At 56.2% G+C, this 24,996-nt stretch carries 19 protein-coding genes and 2 pseudogenes; 8 read left to right on the forward strand and 13 right to left on the reverse strand.

Going from position 1 to position 24,996, the window contains the following annotated elements:
- A partial coding sequence (locus BLT54_RS22755) for a BapA/Bap/LapF family prefix-like domain-containing protein (RefSeq protein WP_218129393.1) occupies positions 1-887 on the reverse strand: 887 nt, incomplete at its 3' end.
- A gap of 262 nt (positions 888-1,149) precedes the next feature.
- Positions 1,150-2,781 (reverse strand): BapA prefix-like domain-containing protein, encoded by a 1,632-nt coding sequence (locus BLT54_RS23020; RefSeq protein ID WP_074646180.1) that lies wholly within the window; start codon positions 2,779-2,781, stop codon positions 1,150-1,152.
- A 336-nt stretch (positions 2,782-3,117) separates the two neighbouring features.
- On the opposite strand from BLT54_RS23020, the gene BLT54_RS15335 reads away from it, so the two are divergent.
- Together BLT54_RS15335 and BLT54_RS15340 are read left to right on the forward strand one after the other, a co-directional pair.
- Entirely contained in the window at positions 3,118-5,031 is a 1,914-nt protein-coding gene (locus tag BLT54_RS15335; RefSeq protein WP_176832898.1) for a hybrid sensor histidine kinase/response regulator, read from the forward strand.
- A gap of 47 nt (positions 5,032-5,078) precedes the next feature.
- The gene (locus BLT54_RS15340; RefSeq protein ID WP_245708018.1) at positions 5,079-5,864 is read left to right on the forward strand and encodes a response regulator transcription factor; all 786 of its coding nucleotides are present in this window, start codon (positions 5,079-5,081) and stop codon (positions 5,862-5,864) included.
- 25 nt (positions 5,865-5,889) lie between these two features.
- Here the strand turns inward: BLT54_RS15340 and BLT54_RS15345 are convergent, their stop codons facing one another.
- The 8 genes from BLT54_RS15345 to BLT54_RS15380 all read right to left on the reverse strand — a co-directional run bounded on the left by BLT54_RS15345 (position 5,890) and on the right by BLT54_RS15380 (position 15,671).
- Positions 5,890-6,318, reverse strand: coding sequence for a hypothetical protein (locus BLT54_RS15345; protein WP_143026846.1), 429 nt, complete (start codon positions 6,316-6,318; stop codon positions 5,890-5,892).
- Positions 6,319-6,750, reverse strand: a complete 432-nt coding sequence (locus BLT54_RS15350) for a hypothetical protein (protein WP_074646184.1) — start codon at positions 6,748-6,750, stop codon at positions 6,319-6,321.
- Between the two features lie 331 nt (positions 6,751-7,081).
- Positions 7,082-8,368 carry a BamA/TamA family outer membrane protein gene (locus BLT54_RS15355; RefSeq protein ID WP_218129394.1) on the reverse strand — a complete coding sequence of 429 codons (1,287 nt, stop codon included), beginning with the start codon at positions 8,366-8,368 and terminating at the stop codon, positions 7,082-7,084.
- Between the two features lie 126 nt (positions 8,369-8,494).
- Positions 8,495-9,667: an HlyD family type I secretion periplasmic adaptor subunit gene (locus BLT54_RS15360; RefSeq protein ID WP_074646185.1), complete on the reverse strand. Its 1,173-nt coding sequence runs from the start codon at positions 9,665-9,667 to the stop codon at positions 8,495-8,497.
- Positions 9,664-11,799, reverse strand: coding sequence for a type I secretion system permease/ATPase (locus tag BLT54_RS15365; RefSeq protein ID WP_074646186.1), 2,136 nt, complete (start codon positions 11,797-11,799; stop codon positions 9,664-9,666). Before BLT54_RS15365 ends, BLT54_RS15360 begins: the two co-directional genes overlap by 4 nt.
- Positions 11,800-11,823: 24 nt before the next feature.
- Positions 11,824-13,107 carry a TolC family protein gene (locus BLT54_RS15370; protein WP_074646187.1) on the reverse strand — a complete coding sequence of 428 codons (1,284 nt, stop codon included), beginning with the start codon at positions 13,105-13,107 and terminating at the stop codon, positions 11,824-11,826.
- Positions 13,107-13,766, reverse strand: a complete 660-nt coding sequence (locus BLT54_RS15375) for a BapA/Bap/LapF family prefix-like domain-containing protein (RefSeq protein ID WP_143026847.1) — start codon at positions 13,764-13,766, stop codon at positions 13,107-13,109. The genes BLT54_RS15370 and BLT54_RS15375 overlap by 1 nt, the downstream gene beginning before the upstream one ends.
- 315 nt (positions 13,767-14,081) lie before the next feature.
- The gene (locus tag BLT54_RS15380; protein WP_143026848.1) at positions 14,082-15,671 is read right to left on the reverse strand and encodes a hypothetical protein; all 1,590 of its coding nucleotides are present in this window, start codon (positions 15,669-15,671) and stop codon (positions 14,082-14,084) included.
- Between the two features lie 566 nt (positions 15,672-16,237).
- Here BLT54_RS15380 and BLT54_RS22825 point away from each other — a divergent pair.
- A pseudogene (locus BLT54_RS22825) lies at positions 16,238-16,548 on the forward strand (transposase); the annotation flags it as partial.
- 29 nt (positions 16,549-16,577) lie between these two features.
- On the opposite strand, the pseudogene BLT54_RS23130 reads toward BLT54_RS22825, so the two are convergent.
- The 3 genes and pseudogenes from BLT54_RS23130 to BLT54_RS15400 all read right to left on the reverse strand — a co-directional run.
- Positions 16,578-16,697 (reverse strand): annotated as a pseudogene (locus tag BLT54_RS23130) (sigma factor-like helix-turn-helix DNA-binding protein); the annotation flags it as partial.
- Between the two features lie 127 nt (positions 16,698-16,824).
- Positions 16,825-20,235 carry a molybdopterin cofactor-binding domain-containing protein gene (locus tag BLT54_RS15395; protein WP_074646191.1) on the reverse strand — a complete coding sequence of 1,137 codons (3,411 nt, stop codon included), beginning with the start codon at positions 20,233-20,235 and terminating at the stop codon, positions 16,825-16,827.
- The gene (locus tag BLT54_RS15400) at positions 20,228-20,716 is read right to left on the reverse strand and encodes a (2Fe-2S)-binding protein (RefSeq protein WP_074646288.1); all 489 of its coding nucleotides are present in this window, start codon (positions 20,714-20,716) and stop codon (positions 20,228-20,230) included. The genes BLT54_RS15395 and BLT54_RS15400 overlap by 8 nt, the downstream gene beginning before the upstream one ends.
- A 350-nt stretch (positions 20,717-21,066) precedes the next feature.
- On the opposite strand from BLT54_RS15400, the gene BLT54_RS15405 reads away from it, so the two are divergent.
- From BLT54_RS15405 to BLT54_RS15425, 5 genes are all read left to right on the forward strand, one after another.
- Complete coding sequence (locus BLT54_RS15405) at positions 21,067-21,498, forward strand: MarR family winged helix-turn-helix transcriptional regulator (protein ID WP_074646192.1); 432 nt, start codon at positions 21,067-21,069, stop codon at positions 21,496-21,498.
- A gap of 51 nt (positions 21,499-21,549) precedes the next feature.
- Entirely contained in the window at positions 21,550-22,221 is a 672-nt protein-coding gene (locus tag BLT54_RS15410) for a TetR/AcrR family transcriptional regulator (RefSeq protein ID WP_074646193.1), read from the forward strand.
- Positions 22,222-22,332: 111 nt separating this feature from the next.
- Positions 22,333-23,082: a maleate cis-trans isomerase family protein gene (locus BLT54_RS15415; RefSeq protein WP_483862387.1), complete on the forward strand. Its 750-nt coding sequence runs from the start codon at positions 22,333-22,335 to the stop codon at positions 23,080-23,082.
- An 11-nt stretch (positions 23,083-23,093) separates the two neighbouring features.
- On the forward strand, positions 23,094-23,870 hold the full coding sequence (locus BLT54_RS15420; protein WP_074646195.1) for an alpha/beta fold hydrolase: 777 nt from the start codon (positions 23,094-23,096) through the stop codon (positions 23,868-23,870).
- Between the two features lie 38 nt (positions 23,871-23,908).
- Positions 23,909-24,940, forward strand: coding sequence for a 2,5-dihydroxypyridine 5,6-dioxygenase NicX family protein (locus BLT54_RS15425; RefSeq protein WP_074646196.1), 1,032 nt, complete (start codon positions 23,909-23,911; stop codon positions 24,938-24,940).
- The last annotated feature ends 56 nt before the right edge of the window (positions 24,941-24,996 follow it).

Raw genomic sequence — 24,996 nt, forward strand, 5'->3', positions numbered from 1 at the left:
CCGAGGAGACCGTCAGACCCGGTCACATCGCCCAAAAGGCCGCCGTTGCCGGTGATGTCCCCAAGCAAACCGCCGTCTGAAACCAGACCATCCAAAAGACCCGTCTCGCCGCCGTCCTGAACACCATCCCCGAGCAAGGGCTGACCCGTCAAAGCCGATCCCAGATCGCCCAGAGGCCCGCCGTCGCCGGCAAGACCGCCCAAAAGACCGCCGGACCCGGTCACATCCCCAAGCAAACCGCCATCGCCAGTCAAACCGCCGAGCAACCCGCCCGTTCCGATGAGAGGGTCAAGGAGCCCTTGATCTGCGTCGGCGTCGGCATCCGCATCCGCATCCGCGTCGGCATCGGCATCCGCATCCGCGTCGGCATCGGCATCGGCGTCAGCATCAGCGTCAGCATCGGCATCGGCATCCGCGTCGGCATCCGCGTCGGCGTCAGCATCTGCGTCGGCGTCAGCATCTGCGTCGGCGTCCGCATCAGCATCTGCATCGGCGTCAGCATCCGCGTCGGCGTCAGCATCGGCATCTGCGTCTGCATCCGCGTCAGCATCCGCGTCAGCATCAGCGTCATCACCACCGCCTGCTGCCAAAGCCGCAAGGCCGATCCCACCTAAAACGGCGGCTGCGATTCCTTCCTCAGAAAAGCCCATGCCCAGGCCAGCCGCTGCAGGATCGCCATCAACGATCATGTCGTTGCTGTAAACAATACTGTGCAACGACCCGTCTGCCGCAGGCACATAATAGCGCTGGACGGTGATCGTATCGCCGTTGCCCAGATCGATGATCAGATTGTCTCCAGACCGGCTGTATGTTTCCAAGCCCGTTTGATCGATACCCAAGTTGACGCGCGTCTCCGTGGCGGAGACTAAGATTGTTTTGTTAGCCATGGTTCCACTCCTGTTCCCATTTTTCACCCATCGGAATCATACCTGAAAGTATTGGTATCAGATATTCGAAAGACTTAAGTATGTATGTTTATATTCATTAGGATTGATGTCAATACGCCTCTGCAAAAAGAACAGCCGTAATTTGCATTAACCGTCGAGGGCAGGAGGCACGCCGAATTTACGCAAAGAGACGTACGCCTTATCGAATCAAAAACGCCCCACCGATTGGCAGGGCGCTGTCAAATTTCCAGTCTGCTTGCGATCAGATGAGAGCGTCTTCGCCGCCCAGCAGGCCATCAAGAAGCCCGCCGTCCAACAGACCATCGGTCAGGCCACCCAGAAGATCGCCGCCAAGCACGCCATCGAGCAGACCGCCTTCGCCACCCAACAACCCGTCCGTCAAGCCGCCCAAAAGGCCGCCGGACGCATCCGCGGTGCCATCCGTGACCAAGGCCAGACCCGTCAGATCCGACACCAGACCGGCATCGCCAATGACCTCACCCAAGACGCCATCATTGCCCGTCACATCGCCCAAAAGACCGCTGTTCCCGGTCAGATCGCCCAGCAGGCCACCATCCGACACAACCGGATCGAGCAGGCCATCGGTGCCCGTCAGACCACCCGTCAAACCGCCCAAAAGATCGCCGCCAAGCACGCCATCGAGAAGACCACCTTCGCCGCCCAGCAGACCATCAGTCAGACCACCGAGCAGGTCACCACCGAGCACACCGTCAAGCAGACCGCCCTCGCCACCCAGCAGGCCATCGGTCAGGCCGCCGAGTAGGTCACCGCCAAGCACGCCATCGAGAAGACCGTCCTCGCCACCTAACAGGCCATCGGTCAGGCCACCCAGCAGATCACCACCGAGCACACCGTCAAGCAGGCCGCCCTCGCCACCCAATAGACCACCCAGCAGGCCGTCATCGCCACCGACAAGTCCACCAACGAGGCCGTCATCACCAAGGAGGCCGCCAACCAAACCGTCCTCACCGATCAGACCGCCGACAAGGCCATTTTCACCAAGCAGGCCGCCAACAAGACTGTCCCCACCGAGGAGGCCACCCATAAGGCCATCTTCCGCCAAAAGTCCGCCCACAAGGCCGTCTTCGGTCAACAAGCCGCCAACGAGGCCATCTTCGGCCAAAAGACCGCCAACAATCCCATCGGACCCGAGAAGCCCATCCGTCAACCCCGTGCTGCCAAGCAATCCGCCAACGAGAGAGTTTTCACCCAAAAGGCCTTCGGTGATGCTGTTCAGCGGATCACCGGACCCAGCCTCATCGCCGATGAGGCCAGCGCCGAGGAGCGAGCCAACAAGGCCATCCTCTCCGGTGACCGCGCCGAGCAAACCTTCGTTGCCCACCAAAGTTCCAAGCACCCCATCCGATCCGGTGACAGCCCCAAGGCCGCCTTGGTTGCCCGTCAAAGTGCCAAGCAGACCATCATCGGCAAGAATGGAATCCAACACACCGCTTTCGGCGGCAGGCTCCGGTGTCGGCTCTGGCTCAGGTTCCGGCTCGGGGGTCGGCTCAGGCTCAGGTTCAGGGGTCTCGTCAGACCCGGACTCATCAGAAAGCGCCGCCGCTCCGAGACCCGCAAGAGCTGCAAGGCCGGCACCAATCTCATCAAGCGTAAAAGCACTGCCGAGTCCCGCGGCCGCGACTTCTTCCCCAAGAACGCCCTCAACACCACTGAACGTCCCATCCGCCAAAATAAGGCGGTGCACGTCACCATTCCCTGCTGCGGTGTAAAAATTGCTCACACGGATGCTATCGCCGTTGACCAGTTCAACAACCAGATCAGAGTTAGATTTCACATAGCGGCTAATGCTCTCCCTGTTCACATTGATTTGAACATCCACAACATCACCCGCAACCAGTCCACTCATCGCCATTGTTATAAATCCCTCTATGACGCAGCACCCAGGCGGCCACGAATAAAAACAAGGGGCTCACCCCTGCCTTTTGATTATCAAACGTATGTATCAAAATCAATACTTTGGTTCATCAATATCCTTTGGGATAGTTAACGGCGTCAAACCTGCACAAACACCCCAATTTCTGCGGAATCTGCTTTAAACACGCTGAAATTGTCGGCAAATTATCTCAACAAGATGCAAACGACCCATTGCGATGCCTCAACACAAGCATAAGGCGGCCCCGAAATGAAAGAGACGTCTGAATCGCCTTCTAAGGCTGCGTCCACATCTTCAGAGACTGCAGGCACGGCAATGCGTACCATCATCCACACCATCGCCCGGCTGATTGCGACAGATCGTCGACCCTCCGTCTTGGCCAGTGAAAGTGGCAAGATTCTCTTGGCCAATACGGCTGCACAGCGGCTGCACCTCGATCAACCGGGGATTCATGATGCGCTAGACTGGCCTGCCCTCTGTGTCCAAGCTCAACGGGCGGGCAGCACCGCAGCCTCTCTGTCTTTGGGCTCTGCAGAATTGGAGGGGGAGGTCGTGCACGTGTCGCTTTGCGTTGGAGAAGGCTATCTTTTACGCCTGTCCGAAAACGACCACGAAGCGACTTGGCTGCGCAATCGTGCGCGGGCTGCCACGCTCATGAGAGTGGCACATGACCTGCGCACGCCGATCCAGTCCCTGCTCGCAACCGCCGATAACGTGCTCAATGAGAATGCCCACAAGACGGCAGCGGATAAAGCTGTGGCCCGCCAAGAGCTTCATAACTCGGCCGAACTGGCACTGGATCACATCAGCAATATTTTAGGCGTCATTCGCGGCGAACAAAGTGTCACCGGCCTTCAACCGGACGAAACGTTCAACATCACCGAAGAGCTGCGCACTCTGCTTACGATGATCGCCCCGATTGCGCGCAAACAAAGTGTTGACCTCAAGCTGTGGCTTGACCCGCATGATGACATATGGGTGCATGGTCCAGTGCGTTTTGTCCGCGCCCTTTTCCAGAATATGATTGATAATTCAGTGAAATATGGCGGAGGCGCGGTTGAAATCGGCCTGTCCTGCCAGCCGCTTCCCAGCCCAACCGACGAGATTGATCGCCTCATGATCACACTCACAGTTTCGGATCTGGGCGGCGGCCTCCCCCCAGAACAAAAGGCGCGCCTGTTCGAGGCACTCGGTCAAACGGAGGCCCGCCAACCGGCCACAACATCGACCACTGCGAACACGCGCCCTTCAGCGGGAATGAATGTTTTGGCACATGCTTTGCGCCAACTCGGGGGTAAAATTGACGTCGCTGACAGATATGCCGAAGCGGGCTCGAGGCAAGACACCGAGCACCGGCCTGTGATCGGCACGACAATGCGCGCGACTGTGACACTGCAAAAAAGCGAGCAACCAGATCGGATGCAGACAGCCGCAACATTGCAGGATCTATCTGACGCGCCGCTTACGGGCATCTCTGTGATCCTTGTCGAAGACAGCCCCTCAAGTCGCGATTGGATTCGCCACATACTTGAAAGTGCAGGCGCGCAAGTTTGGGCAACCGGCAACGGAGTTGAAGCGCTCTCCCTTCTGGAGCGGCCAGAAATCGCTCACACCCTGGATCTGATCCTGACCGACATGACCCTCCCGTATATGTCGGGTATCGAATTTGCGCAGCGCGTCCGACAACAGGGCCAAACCCATTGGAACGGCCCCATCGTTGCGCTGACCGCACATGTTGCTGATTCGATACTGAAGGCATGTTCCAAAGTGGGCATTGTCCAGGTTCTTGAAAAGCCAATCCAACCGGCGGAATTGCGCAACGCGCTCCTGCGCATTCTGTCCGCGCGATCAGATAACGATGCCCCACACCAAACAGCACCCGCACCACAAGACGCGTCCCAAACGACAGACGGCCCTCTTAAGGCCCGCATCGTCGATGATCTGCTTTCGCAACTGGGGCGGGCTGGGGCGATCTCCTTTATGCAGCGCGCCCACAGTGAGGCGGTCAGCGTCCTCTCAAACCTGCAACAGGATGGCGTTGGCCCCGACACCGGTCGGATGCTTCATGCCGCAACAGGGGCTTGCAGCCTCACGGGTCTAGGAGAGTTGGAATCTTGCCTGCGCGCCATGGAACGCGCATTTGATGACGGCGCGCCCCTTTCCCCCTGTGAGGAGCGCCTCAAAGTGGCCCTCACTCGAACAAAGGATGCCATCGACGCCTTAAACTGACCCTCTGCGCCCGTTAAGCGTGCGGTCTCTTCTAAACTTGCAGTTCAGTGGAGATTCAATATAGTATTTTAAATGTAATTTACTTGTTTTTTGTGCATGTTACGCTAATTGCCCTCACGTCACGGGGAACACAGCAAGCACCAAATCCGGTGAAAGCAACAAGAAGGGAGAAGCGCGCGATGGCAGCTCAATCCACAGAGTCGTCCAAAGCTACGGCAATTCGCGTTTTGATCGCGGACGATCATGCGATGGTCCTCGAAATGTTTGAACATTTTCTGTCAAATCTGCCGGAATTTGATGTCACAACTGCGCCTGATCTTAACGTGGCACTTTCGATCATGGAGAAGGAAGGCCCCTTTGATCTGGTTCTCGTTGACTTGAACATGCCCGGAATGGACGGTGTCTCGGGCCTTAGTAAAGTCCTTGAAAACAATGGTGGTCGGCCCGCCGCTCTGTTGACCAGCGCCCCGAGTGCACAGGTCATTTCGGAAATTTTGGAAAATGGCAGTGCAGGTGTGATCCTCAAGACCGCATCCCTGAAAGATCTCGCCAATGAAATCCGCTTTATGGCGGCAGGCGGTCGGTATATCCCTGTTGAACTGATTGATCACCAAAGACTAAAGGCACGCGACACCACCAAATCGCCTCTCTCCGGTCGGGAAATGGAAGTGCTTTCACTCCTGGCTGAAGGTCTGCCAAACCGCGAGATTGCCGAAGGTCTCTCTCTCGCCGAGGCCACAGTTAAAATGCATGTCAAATCAATCTGCACGAAACTGGGCGCCAACAACCGGACACAGGCTGTGATCGTCGCCCGCGACATGAATATCATGTAAGCGATAAAGCCCCACGAAAGACCTCTCAGTTCAACGTCTCAAGCTTGCCCAGAATTGCCCGCTGACCACATTTAGCGGGCAAAATGTCTTGGCATAGCCCAAAAGACGCCAAGACAGATTCGCCTTCCCACATTTCACTTTCAATCGCGATGATATGAATATCGGGTTGAAAGCGGCGAATCTGGGCACAGGCGTCCGCCGCAGCTTCTGGGGATCCAAAAAAATCCTCATCAATGATGAGAATATCCGGTGCCTTGTTGAGTCGAACCAGAATCTCAAGCGCACGATCACAGTCCTGACCCGCCAAAAGCGACACGCGAAATTTTTGATCCGGCTGGCAGAATTCGTGAGGCAGATGATCCCAGTCTAACAACGCAAGTACGCTCAGCCTCTCAGGCCCTACAGTGTGAGGAACAGCAACGGCGCGTGATGTTTCAAAACTCTGTTGCAGCATTTAAATCACCCCTTTTCCGTTTCGCCCGGACATTTGGAGCAACCGAATTGGCATCACGACACTGCGGATCGCGCCAAGATGGGCCCGCAATCCGAACAGAACGTCGAATATCATATGGTGGCGTGGTGCGTCGGTCGCCTCACACATCATCTTGCGGGGCAGGAACGCGGGTTCAAAGACGCGACGGTTCACACGTAAAAGGTCAATAACCTCTGAGTAGGTTCTGTCAGCCTGTGCCATTTCATCATCCAGACGTTGGAAGAGTCTGGTCTCGAGGCTGACACGTTTAGGGTTCACCAGGGGCTTATAGGGATGGCCATAAGAACCGTTAAGAATGCTCATCCCTGCCATCTCATCGCGCTCCCTGTTTTCACCACCGGCATATGCGGCGGCTGAAAGATATACATTGTTGGCAAACACGAGACGTTCCATGTCTGCGTCAGGTCACAGCAAAAGCAATGCCGACATACATACCTTAGGATGGAAAATATCAACAAAGCAATACTAAAGATTTCAATAATGGCAATAAGGATAATACTTTATATACCCTGAGACTGAGCCCGGCAGAGACGTGAGTTTTCAGTCATGGCACCATGAGCAACAGAGGCACCTGCCCTGAGGCGCCTCAGCTCATTATATTCGTACTGCCATGTTGCAAATTCAGCGCGCAGAGGAGATGGGGTTTCCAATGCTGGCATCTCGGCCTGCAGAAACTTTCACTGTGTTCTCATGCAGCGCTGAGTTTCGACAAACAAAGCGTGCCTCAAAACGCGGTGCTGAGACGGAGACCAAACACCTGTTCTTTGTCACCGTCTTGCTTGTCGATGGGCTTCGCCACAAAGAGCGAGACCGGTGCGCGACCCACTTCAAATGCAAGCGAAAGACCGACCGAACTGCGCCGGTGAAACCCATCATCAATCACACCACCAAGGGTGTCATCCAACGCCCAGGACGCACCGGTGTCCAAGAAAACTCCGCCAACCAATGGCGCATTCACAACGTCCTCGAAATTGCCCTGTATTTCGATCGAAGAAACGGCAAACGTGTTTCCACCAAGCGCGTCGCCATTGTCATGCGGCCCAACCCCACGTGGCGCAAATCCGCGAAAACTGCCCGCCCCCGGAGCAAAGCGGTCAATGACACGCGTGGCGTTCTTTCCATCAAGACTGGACACCCGCCCGGCATCCAAAGAGACAAGCATCCGCCACTTCTGACCAAGCGGCACATACGAGCGGCTTTCAAACCGGAAATCTGACAGGCTATCATCGGTGCCAAGGTTCCAAAAATATTGATCTACCCCAACGCTGTATTCCCACGTGCCCCAACCGTTTTCCCCCTCCGACAGGGAGCTATGGTTCAGAGCAAAACGTAAAAAGGGCGCCGAAATGCCCGGAGTTTGTTCGGCAACCAACAGAGCGCTCGCGCCATCGTCCACATCGAAAAGACGGTAATCCCGGTAGCCAACGCCCATTTCCAATTGGGTTTTTTGACTCGGCATCCATGCAAGATAGGTTTCAATCTGCTTCGTCTCTTTGGAATAAGAGCTGTCATCAAAAGACAACTCTTCCCAGCCCAGCTTCACCCCCAGATCAAAGTCACTCCCGAGGACATTGGTCCGATACAAGCGGCCACCCCCGCGCTTCACTTCTGGGTTATATTCCAACCTGATCGACCCATATGTGTCCGGCAAAAGATTATAGCGTTCAAAGAACAATCCGCCGATCAACCCATCCTGAGACGCATAGGACAGGGAAGCTTCGACACGGCCCGGCCGCGTGTTCAACTCTTTCACTGCGATCACCAGCGTCTCCCCATTGGGGATAAGTTTCACAGTTTCGAACACACCCGTCGACATGAGGCAATCCTCAATCGCGCGCAATTCAATCGTGAGATAAGGGACGCCTTCTACCGCGCCGCATGTCATTTGAATGTCGTGTTCTGGAATAAATTCCGCGCCTTGAACCTCGACCGTCTCAAAGGTTTGAACGGTTTGCGCCGCCGCCCCTGAAATCAGTAAAAGACCTGCGCACGGCATGATACACCGACGCATAAAAGCCCCCGTACATCGGGTGACACTCCAAAAATACTGCGGCAGCATGGTCGTCTTTCTCTTCCAAATCTCGGTTATTTTTGCGTTGAGTATGGTCTTTAAGGATGCCCCCACATCCTTGCCAACCTAGCGCAGCCTCGCGCGCATCAGGGGCCGTGTCAGGTAACTCAAAACGGAACGCTTTCCGCTTTCGATGTCGACCTGCGCCACCATCCCCGGACGAATGGCAAACTGCTCGTCAAAACGCTCAAGATAGCTGACATCCGTGCGGATCATAACCCGGTAAAAATCCTGCGGACCCTGCGCCGTGTCCTCTTCGACCGTATCCTCAGAAATCTGGGTCACAGTGCCCCGCAAGTCCCCGTAAGTGGCGAAATCATATGCTGTGATTTTCACACTTGCTGGCATCCCCGGCGCAACAAAAGCAACATCTTGCGGTTTCACCTTTGTCTCAATCAAAAGTTGATCGTCCGTCGGAGTGATTTCCATAATCGGTTCGCCCGGCTGAACAACCCCGCCAAGCGTGGTGATTTTGATATTGTTGACCCGGCCAGCCACAGGAGAGCGGATTTCCGTCCGTTGGAACTCGTCTTGTTTCTGGATCAATTCCTGTTGGAGAGTCGTCAGCTTCGCCCGTCGCGCGGCCAGGTCTTTGTAAGCGTCCTGCACATAAACATTTCGAACCTCATTGATCTTACCGTCCAGCTCCGCTTTTTGTTGGCGCAATTGCAACAGATCAATCTGGCTCACAGCACCCCCTGCGGCCAAAGGGCTTGTGATTTCAATCTGGCGTTCTATGGTGCTCCGCTCCTCTTCTAAAGACATCAAAGAGGCCTCCAACTTGGTGCGCCGCGCCTTAAACAAGCGCAATTCTCCGGCCTCCGCCTCGTTTGGCGTCGGCCCGAATTCAAGATGCGGTTGCTCCATCACCTCGGCTTCCAACCGCATGGTTTCCGCCTTAAGCGCCGTGATCTCCGCTTGCGTTGCATTAAATGCTGTCTCTGACCGTGTTGGGTCCAAACGCGCAATCAATTGACCTTCCAGAACAATATCGCCTTCACTCACATGCAGTTCCGCAAGAATCCCGCCTTCCAGACTTTGAATGGATTGCAAACGGCGCAACGGCACGACCCGCCCGTCACCACGCGTGATTTCGTTGATCTGCGCAATGGCCGCCCAACCGATAGCGATAAAGAGGGACAAAACAACGGTTTGAATGACCAAACGCGACCGTTTCAGAGTCTGACGACGATAGCTCCCGTCGATATGGCTTGTGGTGACCAAATCCGCGCTCGTCATTTTACGGCCTGAACAGGTTTTTGCTGAACCGAGTTCGCCCGCGCGGAATTCAAGATTTGAAGCAAATCCCCATCGCGGGCAACCCGCCCGTCATTCAGGACAATCGCGCGCTCTGTCAGCCCAAGCAATTCGCGCTTATGCGTCGAAATAATCGTTGTGCGCCCTTGGAGCCATAGTTTCAAATGCGCGATGACCTTTGCTTCGGTCACATGATCGAAGGCAGAGGTCGGTTCATCGAGAAGGACCACTTTCGGATCTTGCAACAGGACACGCGCCAAGCCAATAGACTGGCGTTGCCCACCGGATACGTTTGCATTGCTTTGAATCCGAAGGTCGAGACCTTTGACGTGCTGGCGGACAAATTTCCCAAGTCCGACCGCGTCGAGCGCCTGAAGCAATTCATCATCCGTATGAAGCCCATGGTCCAAAAGCAGGTTTTCCCGCAGCGTTCCCTGAAACAGTGCCACGCTTTGGGGCAGATATCCAATTTGTCGGCGCCGATCAATTGGATCAATTTGGCTGAGAGCAAGATTATCAAGCAGAACACTGCCCGCTTGCGGATCGGTCAATCCGGCCAAAAGCCGCAACATCGTCGATTTCCCCGCACCATTCCCGCCAAGCAGCGAAATCCGCTCACCTTGAGCGATTTTCAAGTCAGGGATCGCAAGAACGGGAGGGGCCAGCGGGTCATGGCGAAACACCACATCTTGCAGATGGTAGTCCCCAGCCATTTCAGCGGCACGCACAAAGTGACGATCCGAAGGGCGTTCAACCGAAAGCTTCATGATTTCGTTCAGACCTTCCATCGCCGCGCGGACATGCTGCCACTTGGCCAAAAGTCCAGCCACCTGCCCCATCGGCGACATCGCGCGTGTGGACAAAAGCGTACAGGCAATCAGGCTCCCGACCGTCAACTCCCCGGCACTGATCAGATAAACACCGGCAATGACAACGCCCGCATAGGCAAGCCTTTGCACAGAGCTGACGAGTTGGCTCATCAATGTCGTCAAATTCCGCGTTTTGATGGCCGTCGTAGCCATAGCAGCGGTCAATTGTGCATGCGCACGTTGCAACCGCCCTTCGGCACGACAGGCCTTAACGGTTTCAAGATTGGAAATGGTCTCCAAAAGGAGACCGTTCAGTGCCGCCGCTTCACGCGTGTTTTCCCTTGAAGCCCGCGCAAGCTTCTTCTGCATCAGCAGTCCGGGCACCACGCTTAAAACGACACCGGCGAGCACAACCCACGCAACGTTACCGCCGATAAACCAGATCACGCCAAGGAAGATGAGCACGAAAGGGAGGTCGCAAATGGCCGTGACCGTACTTGAGGTGAAAAACTCCCGCACCACGGCAAAATCTCTGACCTGATTGGCAAAAACCCCCGTCGACGCAGGTTGGTTGGCCAACCGCATGTTGGCAACTTTGTCAAAAAGCTGGGCCGACAATCGCAGATCAAGATCTCGACCGGACACATCAACAAGAGACGAGCGCATCAAACGCAGCACCAGTTCGAGCACAATCGCGATACCGACGCCACTCGACAGAATCCAAAGCGTATCGAACGCATTGTTTGGGACAACGCGGTCATAGACCTGCATCGAAAAAAGCGCCGTGGCGACCGCGAGAATATTGGCCGCAAAGGAGGCGATCATCACATCGCGATAGATCCACCAGTTTTCCCAAAGCGGGCCAAGCAACCAATGCTCGCGCCCGGCCTTCTTCCCGTCGAGTCGGTCCGAAACGATGTCGATCGGCTTGGAGATGAGGACCTTTCCGTCATGCAAACGATCGAGTTCCTCAAAGGTCCAAATCGCTTTTCCGCCTCCCGATTCAGGCAGAACGACTGTTGCCCGCTGCTCCGTCAGAGTTTCGAGAATGAGGGTGCGGCCATCTTTCAAAAAGAGCAGCACCGGAAAGCTGTGATCCGGCAAAGCGCGCAGCGGCTCACGGCTAATCCGGCAACTCATATTGGCACGCCGCAGGGCAAGTGGCGCCAGATCTGGCGTCAACAGCGCGCCAACATCGCGCGGCAACCCCGTGGTCAACTGCGTGACAGAGGTCGAAACGCCTTGCAAACGGCACAGTTCCAAAAGTCCGAGAACAAGAGGATCGTGAGACACGGTATCTTTCATTTCAGTACCTCTTTCCATCTCGCATCATTGCACCGTCGACCCAGCCAAAAGCATGGTGCCCAAGACACCAAGATCTTTGGCCGCTTCATATTCAGTGCGTTTACGCTCATCGTAAGTGTCGATCTTATCAATCTGTGCGTCGTAGAGGTCTCTCCCGGTGGTCAGAAGGTCGAGAATTTCCCGCTGACCAGCAACGAATTGCTTCTCATAAGTCTGCAAAACCTTTCCTGCTTCGACAAGCTGAACCTCTCTGGATTGTTCACTGCGACGCAACAGACTTAGACGTTCAAGCGCGCTGCTTGCGATGTTCATGAGCTGCCGCTCTTGCCCTTGAAGCGAGGCTTTTGCACCCTCTACGGCCAACTGCGCAGATTGTATTTTGCGTTGACCGAACCCTCGCGAATTCAGATCCACGCCGGCAGATATCCCAACTGCCGTCTGTGTATCGCCTCCGTTGAGGTCCATGCGACCCTGTGCCTGAAGGTTGATCGTTGGGAAACGTTGCGCCTTCGCGACCTGCACCCCAGCTTCGGCTTCGGCAACGGCAGCGCGTGCCGCGATGTAACCGGGCGCAATCCGGATCGCTGCGTTGATCTTATCTCGTGAGCCATAATGGTCCGAAAACAGAAGAGACGGCGGAAGTTGGACCGCATCCACCTTTTGACCAATCAAAAACTCAAGCTGCGCCATGGCAATCTGACGGTTTGCCATCAGCTGGGACATCTGCTCATCCGCACGCGAAATTTCCAACCGCGCCCGCGCCACTTCACTGTTGTCGCTCACCCCTGCCGCCGCTCGATCCTGCGTTTGACCGGCCAGACGACGCGCAAACGTCATGTACTCTTTTGTATAAGAAATTTTGCGATCCATCACCTCAACATCAAGGAAGAAGCCCGCAATCTCAAACGTGAGGTCTTCGACCGCCATCTTCAAATCCGAAACGGCTTGCACCCGAACTTGGGATGCCTCGGCAATCTGGTTTCGCGTCCGACCCCAATCAAACAGGACTTGCGTCACGCTCAACGTGACACCGGGCCCGTCACTGTCCGTCGTGCTGCTGTCTCCTGACAGGCTGATCGAGGGGAAATAGGCATCTCTGGCGGCTTGAATATCGACATTTTTGGCCGCTACTTTCTGGCGCAGCGCTTCGACACTTGGATCACTTGCCGTGGCGATCAGGACGGCTTCCTGAAGCGACATTTGTGCATGTGCGGGTGTCGACAGGGCAAAAATAAGCGGTGAAAGCCATAGCACCGCTTTCAGAGAGCGTTCGAAAAATGCGCCGATTTTCCTGATGTGGACTGGCATTACAGCAACTCCCCAACATCCAGACCAGCAAGTAAACCTTGCCCCTCTGGCATGATCATATCGAAGGAGAGCGCTGTGGTATCCGCTGTGGCATCTTCCAATGATGTCGAAAAAATACCTTTATTTTCATCCACCTCCGCCGTGAAATCCTGTATGTCAGCTTGATCAGGTGCTGCCAGATCGACGCCCTCCTCATGAGGGGTCTCATCCTCTTGGGTCATGGCAAAAAGCAAGCCTGCGGCCCCGATGCCGTAGCCCGTGATGACAAAGGGATCAATCGCATCGCCACCCTCATGGGAAAGCTCCGCACCACCCACGCCTGCGTCGACCGCCTGAGTGTTATGTGCCACGTCAACAGCCGGGTCATCAAATGCCATGTCGGCTTCAGGCACCATCAGGCCCGTCACAACCGGAACACCCGTTTCATCGGCAAACAGGCTGTACGCGCCGGCTGGGCCGATCACAAAGAAATTTTCGACCAGGATCTCGGAGCCATCGGTCAATGTCACATGCAAATCCGCTCCGAGTTTTTCAAATCCTGCGATCTCCGCCTGATCTTGCATCAACGTCAAACGACCCGGTGCCGTCAACGCAAGGCGCGACGCCGTCGTTGGGGCAACTCTGCCATCGCTGGCCTGAAAGAGGACAGATACGGTCATTTTTGTGAACTCAAGTTGTGAGTGGAAAAAACATGCCCAAACCTCATACCGTAAAAGCATGGCCATAGGATCACATCAATCATTTCAAATATCTTAAGGAGCCATCTGCTTACAAAAAGAACTTCAGGCACCCCATCCCCCCTATCAAACTCCATCATAATGATCTCACCATGTCCTTTTGATTAAGGCAACCGCCAACAGTTACCCATAAGGACTACATGAAAGAAATCGCCCAATAAAAGGCATATGGCAGAATATTCATTTATTCAAAATGAATATCAAGGCAAAGGATGTAATTATGTGACTAGATCACACTTAAACCTGATCATCTTGATCAAAGGAAAGCCCATCAAGCAGAGAGGTATCAGACTGAACAATGTCCGCGATGCCCGCAATAATGCCATCCGAATCGCCAAGAATCCCACCAATATCGGAAAAATCACCCAACGAATCCTGACCTGCGCCCTCAAGCAAAACGTCAAATGCGTCACCGCCAGCCAGAATATCACTGCTGGGGGGGCCAAGAATTTCGCTCAAAAGGGAGTCAACATCGTCATTCGCAACGCCCGATGCCACGGCACCAAGCAAGCCCTGCTCCACAAAAGAACCCGTCAGGCTATCTTCGCTCGCGAGGCCCGCAAACAAATCATCGAAGCCTCCGACATCGCCCTGTGCAACATCGAAACCCAACACATCGGTATCGCCGAGCAGATTCGACATTAAGTCATCGACAGTCCCAGACGACAGACCTTCAATAAGCTCTGACACCGTATCTGACGCCTCACCCAAGGGAGCCTCGACATCCATCAGAGACTCGATATATCCTTCATCAGGCACTGTGGAGGCCTCGTCCAGAGTCTCGGCGTTCGTGCTGCCAAGACCGAGTAGCCCACCAAGAAGACCATCACTCCCCAACACATCCCCCAGGATGCCATCAGACCCGACAAGATCTCCGACCACAGGGATGTCACCGACGATTTCATCGACCAGACCGCCGTCGCCAAGCAGGTCATCCACAACGCCAGACACAATGCCATCTTCACCGATCAGGTCGTCAACCACACCTGTTCCAAGGATTGGGTCCAGCACACCATCCAAAAGACCGCCATCCCCGAGCAGCGGATCAAGGAGGTCTCCTAAAAGCCCATCCTCACCAATCAAATCGGACAAAAGGCCGTCTTCGCCCAGAATGATTTCGACCACACCATCCAAAAGACCATCTTCGCCCAGAAGCCCTTCAAGAACCTCCAAGTCCAGGATGCCGCCTTCACCGATCAACCCGTCGAGCAAATCGTCCAGCAGCCCCTCATCCCCAAGAAGCCCGTCCAGCAACCCACCTTCACCAAGCAGAGCATCAAGGAGGTCGTCGACAAGGCCATCCTCCCCCAGCACGGGATCAAGGACAGACCCGACCAAACCTTCTGTGTCAGACCCAATAAAATCAATGGTTTGAGAGGGACCCTCTTCATCCGCAAGACGCGTACCGTCTCCCTCGACGTCGTCCTGAGACAACATTTCGGTCATCGCCTCCGCAGCGGCACCCGCATTTGCGATGCCTGCTGTTCGACCCGATGCCGCCACAGCAGCAGAAGGCGAAAACTCTGGCTCCACACCCACGCTTTCAGCCGCCTCGTCCACTGTGAGGGCAACAGGCGCCTCTGCGGCTACATTCTCCGCAGTCACATCCACCCCGTTCACATCATCATGTGTCACGGGCGCTTGCGACGGGTCAAAATCATCGTCGGTCGGTTCGACATCCACATCTTCCGTGGAAGAAGCCCACAGGCTGTTGGCAACACCGCTTTGCATCGCCAACCCCATACCAATCGCACTGGCGGCAACGCCACTCAGGCCAGATTTGGAGCTTAGGCGATCCGGTTCAGCCATATGGGAGGAAAGAGGCAATACATTTGCCAATTCCTGACGTTCTACCGTTTCATTTTGACTTTTTTTCGCCGACACGTTCGCCGCACTCCAATTCAACAAAACTCTTCAGCGCGAATACTAGCAAAAAATCCACCCACCGCGCGGCTACGATATCTACTTCTGCTCATAAAAGCAATTCTGTCGCATCCAAATCTACGCAGATTCGCCTCATGATTAGTCCGATTTACCTATTCATACCCTTAAGACACCTAATAGACAATATTTAGTATATATATCATATACTGGCGACAGTATAACGGTAACTTTTTCAAGCTTCATCATATATTAGCGGGCCAGCACCCCCCAACGTATAATGTTAGCGCCCCATATTGGGTTGAAAATGACATAGATCAAATAGCCCGGATGGAAAGGAACGTTTTTCATTTTAATCACTTCATGTCTCAAAGTCCCAAACGCCTGCATGATTTGCCAATACCAAAGCAACACTTGCCCTCGTAAAGCACCACATGCTGGGATTTTGGCACAAAATTTTTGCTACCTCTGAAAAACCGGATCGTTTGAAGCTGGAGTTTTCTGCTAAATCCCTGACTGGGGTAGGAGCGGAGGCGCAGACGGCGTTCATTCTGAAGCAGAGCGGGCAAGGAACGCTAGTCGCTGAGATCAGCCGCAAGGCCGGAATCAGCTAGACAATCTACTTCACAATTGGAAGAAGAAGCATAGGGGCTTGCGCCTGACGAAATGCACCGGCTGAAGGCACCCGAAGATGAGAACCCCCGACTGAAGAAGACCGTAGTGGATCTGTCTTAAACCGTGAGATGTTGCGGGACGTCATTCGGCGAAAGCTCTGAAGCCTGGCCGTTTGTGCACGGTTGTCACCAGGATGTGCGTCGATTGGATGTATCGATCAGGAAGCCGGGCGCGGCGCAAGAGTACCCTCATGTTTCCCTCGCTGATGCCGAGGATCTGACAGACTTCCACGGCGTCCAGCTCCTGCTGTCCGCGCAAGATAAGAACAGATCGCTGCGCCAGCGGCAGAGTTTCAATCGCCCCACAGACACCGACAGGGGCTTCCTATAATGCGAAACTAGAATGCGAAATTGGGCGCTTGCGGTGAACAAAAGCTCCCGGTCTTAAGTCTTCGGCTCATGTCTCATTCATTACCAGGCGGGCATTACCAGGCGGGCAAATCGGGCGCGAACCGGGCGCGTAGGTACTGCGTCAACTCGGTCAGATCGGCGTCAGAAAACTCACCGCGAAAAGACGGCATATCGCGCAGATCAAGACCTTCGGGGGCACGCAGACCCTCGTTGAGGACGCTCATCAACGCCTCGGATGTCGGCGCGCGCAAAGCCGGTGCCCGTGTCAGGGGTATCCGCGCCACGGTGAGGCTGTCGGCAAACACCGGATCGTGACAGGAAGCGCAAGCGCTTTCAAACAGGCGGCTGGCGCGGCTTGGCGGCAGATCGGCCTCACGCGGCAGGGCGCGCGTTTCCGGCAGCGACTCTGTTGCGGGAGCCATCAGCGAAGCCAAATAGACCGACATCGCACGGATGTCGGGATCGGGCACTTCTTGCAGGCTTTCGATCACCTCGGCCATTGGGCCAGAGGCGCTGGCATTCGGCGCGTGGCCTTTGCGCAGATAGGCAAAGAGGCTTGCCTCGTCCCAATTCATCTGTACGCTGGCCAATCCTTCAAGCGGCGGTGCATACCACCCCTCGACCACAGCGCCGGTCATATTGGGCATTTCCGCCCCTGCCCCATTGCGCGGCGCGTGGCAGCCGGAACAATGACCCGCCGCCTCAACGAGATATTTGCCACGATTCCAGACCTCAGATTGGGCCGGATTGGGCGCAAAGGGCGTGGCATCGTGATAGAGCCAATTCCACGCCGCAACCCCGTTACGCAGATTGGCGGGCGCAATCATTTGGGCCTTTGGCGTCGGCGCGGAGACGGCGGGCAGCGTTTGCAGATAGGCATAAAGCGCGTACATGTCCGCGCCGTCGATTTTGGCGAAAGAGGTATAGGGGAAGGCCGGGTAGAGAGTGTGACCCTCGCGGCTGATGCCGTGGCGCATGGCGCGCTCAAAGGCCTCAAACGACCATCTGCCAAGCCCCGTTTCGGGATCGGGCGTCAGGTTCGTGGTGTAGACCGTGCCAAAGGGGGTTGGGACCGCTCTGCCGCCCGCGTTTTTCACCCCGCCCTCGGCGGTGTGACAGACGGCACAATCGCCCAGAGCAAAGACCTCTTTGCCCCGCGCGAGGGTCTCGACAGAGAAGGTGGCAGGCGTGGGCGGCGTTGTCGGTGGAATGCTGCGATGCAGCGGCACTGAAACCGCACCCAACGTCAACACACCACCAAGGGCCGCCACCAAAGCCCCGATTTTGCGGCTTTTTCTGGCGGGGTGGGTTTGGGCAGCTGGCAGCATAACGCGCCCCCCGGCCTGAACCGCCAAATCCCGGCGCAGCTTTTCGGGCGTAAACGGCACTTCGCGCATCCGCACGCCCGTGGCGTCGAAAATCGCATTGGCAATGGCCGCAGCAGACGGCACCGCGGCACTTTCGCCCACACCCAAAGGCGGCTCATCGGGGCGCTCGATCAGCATCGTCTTGATGTCGGGCACGGCGGGGAAAGTTTGGATCGGATAGGCGGCCCAGCTTTGTGCCGTGGGCGCGATCTCGTCAAAGGTGATCTCTTCGGCCATCACCCGGCTGGCGGTCTGGATGACATTGCCATGGATTTGCTGACGCACACCGTCCGGGTTGATCACCAAGCCCTGATCCTGGCCGACAAACACCCGCGACAGGGTGGTCTCTCCGGTCTCAAGATCGACCGCAACATCCACCACCCAAGCGGCAGCGGCAGCGGCTGTGCCGGGGAAAGGCCCATGCACATAAGTGGCGTAGGCAAAACCCTGACCATAGGCCATCCGCCCTTCGCGCCGCAAACGCGGACCGTTATGCGGGACATAGCCCGCGGCCTCAGCGGTCCGGCGCACCAAATCCATTGCCCGCGGGTCTTTGAGATGCTTAAGCCGGAAAGCAACCGGGTCTTCGCCCGCCTCAAACGCCATTTCATCCATAAAACTTTCATGGGCAAAGGTGTTGGGCAAAGCCGAGACGCCACGCATCCAAGAGGCGCGCACAATTGGCGCCATGTCGTGAACGGTGATCCGCTTGTTGGCAATGTCATAGGGCGGCACGATGGTGCGGTCGCCCATATCGGCGGGACGCGGCGCGGGATCAACCCGCCCGGTCAGCAACAACCCAAGGTTCGGTGCCCGATTCGATGGATACCATGTGTCAATCGCATAGGCATCAAGGCGCGCTTTTTTCAGCCCGCCTTGCACATCCATCACCTGAGCCGCCCCTTTGGGTTCCCAAAGATGCTCCTGCGCCCGGGTCAGTTGCACCCGCACAGGCCTGCCCACCGCACGGGACAGCAAAAGCGCATCCGCGCCCACATCATCGGCACAGTTCCGACCATAACAGCCCGCCGCCTGATAGCGCCGGATCTCAACCGCCTCAGCGTTCAGCCCGACAAGCTCGGCCAGATCGCCGCGCAGCACATGCGGGTTTTGGGTGCCGGACCAGATGATCGGCTGTGCACCGTTCCAGTCGGCAATGGAACAGGACGGGCCGATGGAGCCATGTTCATGATAGGGCCAAACATAGCTGCGGGATTTCACATGATCCGCCTGCACCAGAGCGGTGTCAAAATCACCGGTCACATCCAGCACCCGCGGCGTGGCCGGTTGGTGGCGGATGGTGTCGGCAAGCTTTGACATATCGGGCAGGTTGGGCGGCATCCGCCAACGTGTCGGCAGGGCTTCAGCAATCGCTTGAGCCTGGGCAGCGGTTTCGGCCACGACACCGAGGAAATCAGCCTCGCGCACCACGGCAATAAAGCCCGGCATGTCCTGCACCGCGCGCTCATCATAGCCAATCAGGCTCCTGCCGACAAAATCCCCGCTGTCACGCCCGGCATAGGGTGGGCGCAGGACATGACCATGCACCATGCCCTCGACGTGCAGATCGTGGATATAAAGATGCGCGCCGCGCAGCTTGTCCTCAAGATCACGGCGCGGGGTCTTTGTTCCAACGATGGTATAGTCTTTGGGGTCTTTCGTGGGCGTGTCGGGATCATAGATCAGCGTCACTTTTTGGTCCAACAGCAGGTCGGCGTAGCTGCGCTGTGTGTCCTTCCAATGGACCACACCGTTTTTAAGCGCGACCTGCCCCAAAGGCGCATTCAACGCCCGCGCACCACGATCCGCCAACCAATTGCGCGCCTGAGCGGCCGCTTTGCGCAACGGGATCGCGGCGACTTGAATGGTCTCAGAGGCAATCGTCGGACCTTGGTCCGGGGTGCGCGCCGTGTCGCCGAGGACGATCTCGACGTTGGACAGCGGCAGGTCCAATTCCTCCGCGACAATCTGGGCCAGCGCCGTGGTGATACCCGTGCCCAAATCCACATGGCCGTTAAATCCGGTTGCCCTGCCCTTTGCGTCGAGGGAAATATAGGTTTGTGGTCCGTTTGGGCCTTCGATCACCACGGCCAATGCGGATGAGACGACGTCAGGCATTGGCACGCTTTCGCATCAATTCTGCGGCGCGTTTGACGGAGGCGATGATCTCTTTATGTGTGCCGCAACGGCACAGGTTATGACGCAAAGCTTGAACAATATCTTCGGTATTGGGATCGGGCCTACGCTTCAGCAGCGCGGTCGCAGTCATCACCATGCCATTGAGACAATAGCCACATTGCGCACCCTCACAGTCCAAAAAGCCCTGTTGCACCGGCGAGAGCGCGCCGGTTTCGGGATCAACCAGACCTTCGAGTGTCGTGACCCTTGCACCCGAAACCCGGCTGGCCATCAACACACAGGCGCGCGCCGGGACGCCATCCACAAGAACGGTACAAGCACCACATTGGGCCTTGCCACAGCCGTATTTCGGGCCATTCACACCAAAGGTCTCTCGCAGCACATCCAAGAGGAGTGCGTGCTCAGGCACCTCTGCGGTGACCTCGGCCCCGTTCAGAGTTATGGTAAGCGTGCGTTTCATTTTTGCCCCATGTTTGGCCATGAGTTTGCGACTTTGCGCAATTATGTGGCCCAGTGTGAGCAAGATATTCGTATGCATGCAAACGTTAATTACAAATTATTCGGGTGAATATTATAATTTAATAAATATGCCTTAATTTTAATCAACTTTTGATCAATAGACGGGCAGCCGTCAAAGCCATCCACACCGCCTCATACGAATTGCTAGGTTTCTTTTCCTAATGCGTGGAATACTTGGACCAAATGAAAAACGTCCACAGGCTTGTGCTTGCGCGTCCTGCGTGATTTTACACATTAACCCCACAGCACCCCCGCGGAGCTTTTAAAAACGTCGAAGGATTCTTCAGACCGATGACTGAAAGCCAGGAACAGCATTATGTGCTTGAAGAGCAAGTCGGCTATTTGCTCCGGCTTGCCAACCAACGCCACTTGAGTATTTTCGCCGAACATATCGTCGACGGCCTGACTTCGGTGCAGTTTTCAACCCTGTTTCGCCTGCGCAAAGAGGCCGGGCCGATGTCGCAAAATGCCCTTGGACGCCTTGTTGGCATGGATGCCGCCACCACCAAAGGCGTGGTGTCGCGCCTGATCAGCCGCGGTTTGATCCAGATGGAAAAAGACCCGACAGACAAGCGGCGCTATATGTTGTCCACAACGCAAAAGGGGCGTGCTCTGATTGAAGATACGCTGCCACGGGTGCGACAGATTTCCGAAGACACGCTTGCGCCGCTGACCCCGCATGAAGCAAAACAATTTGTCGCCCTGCTCAAAAAGCTCACCTGACTATACAGTTAGATAATTTTTACCGACCCAAACGCGTTAAAGGTTTACAGTATGGCAACGGCCTCCAAACTCTCTCAGAGCCGCAAACCCGGTCGCCCGTCCAAAAGCGAAGATTTGCGTGATGTGATTCTCGATCAGGCGGAACTGGCCTTTGCGGAATTTGGATTTGAGGGCGCAAGCCTGCGCGACATCGCCGGGCGCGCCAATGTGAACCAAGCTTTGACGCGCTATTACTTTGGGTCGAAAGCGGATCTGTTTGACGCCTGTTTCCTGCGGCGTGGCGGGTTTTTGGCCGGGCATCGCCATGTCAATCTCGACCGGCTTTTGGAAAAAACGCCACATCCCGAGGTCGAAGATATTCTCTTGGCCTACCTTAAGCCTCAGTGGGATATGAAATATTCCGGCCCCAACGGCGCGGCTTTCGTCGCGTTGCAAGCACGACTCCACGCCGAGCCCGAAGAACATGCCCTGCGTCTGCGCCGAGAGGTCTACGACGCCTCCGTTAAACGCTACATCAGCGCATTGTGCGATGCATTGCCACAGATTCCGCGCGATTTGATTTCGACTCGCATGGCCTTTTTGGTCGGCACCTATCTCTTCATGCTTAATGATTTGGGGCGTTTGGACGACCTGACTGACGGGCATCTGAATGGATTCGGAAAAGAAGACATGCTGCACCAACTGGTGACATTCCTGTCCGCAGGCATGCGCGCGGCCCCCTGATCCAAAGCTAACCCACAGCAGAATAAGTCCTATTTCTGCTCAATATTTAGACTTGTTATTATACATATGATTAATTTAACGTGCTCCTAACATCACAGCGGAGACACGCAATTGAAAAGCTTTCGTATCGGGCAAATCGTACCCAGTTCAAACGTCACCATGGAAACGGAAATTCCAGCCCTGTTGAAAGCCCGCGAAGCCATTGCGCCGGAGCGGTTCACCTTTCACTCTTCAAGGATGCGCATGAAGCATGTGACCAAGGAAGAACTCGCGAAAATGGACGCGGACAGCGACCGCTGCGCACTTGAACTGTCCGATGCCAAGGTCGACGTGATGGGCTACGCCTGTCTCGTGGCGATCATGTCCATGGGCAAAGGCTACCACTGCGTGTCAGGCCCGCGTCTGGCACAGCTTGCCGCCGACAATGACGCCCCCGCCCCGGTCGTGACCTCGGCAGGGGCGCTGATCGAAGGCATCCGGGCGCTCGGCGCAAAACGCATTGCCCTTGTCGCGCCCTACATGTTGCCGCTGACCGAAATGGTGGTGGAGTATATCCGCAACGAAGGCATCGAGGTCAGCGATTACATCGCGCTTGAAATCCAGGACAATTTGGCTGTTGCGGCGCATGATCCGATGAACCTGCCGGAGATCGTCAAGCGGTTGAAAACCGACGATGTGGACGCCGTGGTGCTGTCGGCTTGCGTACAAATGCCGTCACTGCCGGCCGTTTCCATGGCCGAGGCGATCACCGGCAAACCGGTTTTGACTGCCGCCATCGCCACGACATGGCAAATGCTCAAAGAGTTGAACCTCGACACGCGTGTGCCGGGTGGCGGGACGCTTTTGTCCGGCGCGTATTGAGGAGAGTTGAGATGGGATACGGATATAACGTTCACGCCAATGGCATTCGTCATCATTTGGTCCGCTATGAGGGCTCGGGTCCGACGCTTTTGCTCATCCCGGGGATCACCTCTCCGGCGCTGACATGGGGGTTTGTGGCCGAACGCCTCGCGGCGGCGTTTGATGTCCATGTTCTTGATGTGCGCGGGCGAGGTCTCAGTGAGACCGGCGATCTGGATTATACGCTCGACGCCATGGCGGCGGATGCGTTGGCCCTGGCCGAGATCTTGGATCAACCCATCGTCATGGGCCATTCGATGGGCGCGCGCACCGCGATCCGTGCGGCGGCCACCGTCACCGATGCGTTCAAAGGTGCGATCCTTCTGGATCCGCCCGTGTCCGGCCCAAACCGCCGCGCCTACCCTTCGCCTTGGGCCTGGTATGGCAATTCGATCAAAATGGCAGTGAAGGGGTGCACCAAAGAGGACATGCGCGCCTATTGCCCGACATGGAGCGACGACCAACTCGCGCTGCGGGCCGAATGGCTGCACACCTGTCATTGGGGCGCGATCCGCACCGCCTATGACGGGTTTCATACCGACGACATTCACGCCGATGTGCCGAAACTCACAATCCCCACCCGGCTTGTGATCGCGGGCAATGCGCCGGTCATCCAAGACGAGGATGAGGCGGAACTCAAAGCGCTCCTGCCGTCGATGGAGGTGCGCAGGGTCGAGGGCGCGGGACACATGATCCCTTGGGACAACCTTGAAGGCTTCCTTGCCGCCACCATGGATTTCACGGCCTGAGGCCGATCACATAAACAGACAGGACAGGGACGACAGATATGGATCACGCCAGTTTCACAGAAATCTGCCTGCATCAGCTCAAGATGTCGGGCGTGCAAAGCGATGAGCGCCTCATCGTACTGACCCAAGGCAATGAGCGGCTTGATTATGCCGATGCGTTTATGGCCGCCGGGCGGATGCTTGGCGCGAGCATGTATCACATGCGCCTGCCCGCACCACCGATCATCGGGGAATGGGCCGTGGGTCAAACCGGGCTGGCCGCCCTGCCCGATGCAGTCGAAGCGCTCAAAAATTGCGATATGTTGATCGACTGTATCTTTTTGTTGTTCTCGCCGGAACAATTCGCGATTCAGGCGGCTGGCACCCGGATTTTGACCGCAGTCGAGCCACCCGAACTTTTGGCGCGGATGTTGCCGACGCAGGAAATCAAAGAGAAAGTGACCATCGCCGGAGAGATGCTCTCGAAGGCCAAGGTCATGCGCATCACATCACGGCATGGCACCGATGTGACCTACAAACTCAACACCTACCCGGCGGTCACCGAATACGCCTGCACCGATGAACCGGGGCGTTGGGATCACTGGCCATCGGGTTTTGTGTTCACTGGCGGCGATGATGACGGGGTAGACGGGACGATCGTCGTGGCCCCAGGTGACGTGCTTTTGCCGCAGAATATGTATGTCAGCTCGCCGATCACCTACACGATCAAAAAGGGCTGGATCACGGATATGCGTGGCGGCTTGGATGCCGAATTGGTCAAATCCTACATGGATGCCTTTGGCGACAAACGTGGGCTTGGCATGAGCCATGTCGGCTGGGGCATGAACCCCAACGCCAAATGGCACAACATGGTGCCGGGGGCTTTCCCGGGCGGTATGGGTATGGAACCGCGCAGTTTCTACGGCAACGTGATGTTCTCGACGGGTCCAAACAACGAGCTGGGCGGGCCGAATGACACCGCCTGTCATCTCGACATCCCGATGCGCAATTGCTCTTTGTTCTTGGATGACGAACCGGTCGTGATCGACGGCGACATCGTGGTCAAAGAGATTCAGATGGAGCGCAACTGAGGGGTTTTCTGCCTCTCGCACTCCCCAGGGCGGCCTCGGTTCCCCCCCTTCCAGAG

The organism is Celeribacter baekdonensis (assembly GCF_900102315.1).
In the GTDB taxonomy this organism is placed as follows: domain Bacteria; phylum Pseudomonadota; class Alphaproteobacteria; order Rhodobacterales; family Rhodobacteraceae; genus Celeribacter; species Celeribacter baekdonensis.